General features: G+C 53.1%; 1 protein-coding gene. It reads left to right on the top strand.

What is annotated here, in order from left to right; all coding sequences use genetic code 11:
- On the top strand, window positions 1–322 hold a 322-nt coding region (locus ACTHSX_RS10555; protein ID WP_440377618.1), incomplete at both ends, for a transposase.

The following is a 322-nucleotide window of genomic DNA, read 5'->3' as shown; positions in this document are numbered from 1 at the left end:
GAAGGCTATATCGAGAAACTGCACATTACCCCCGCCAATGCCCATGAGTGCAAACACCTGTCGCCTTTGTTGGAAGGACTGCCCGAAGGTACAACCGTCTATGCCGACAAAGGCTACGACAGTGCGGAAAACCGGCAACATCTGGAAGAGCGTCGACTGCAGGACGGCATTATGCGCAAAGCTCACCGCAAACATCCACTGTCGGAAGCACAAACCAAACGTAACCGGTATTTGTCAAAGACCCGTTATGTGGTCGAACAAAGCTTCGGTACGCTGCACCGTAAATTCCGCTATGCGCGGGCAGCCTATTTCGGACTGAGCA

The sequence above is a fragment of the Neisseria sp. P0014.S002 genome, from assembly GCF_051958295.1.
GTDB classification, from domain to species: domain Bacteria; phylum Pseudomonadota; class Gammaproteobacteria; order Burkholderiales; family Neisseriaceae; genus Neisseria; species Neisseria flavescens_B.
This window is presented reverse-complemented; position numbering and strand designations above follow the sequence as displayed.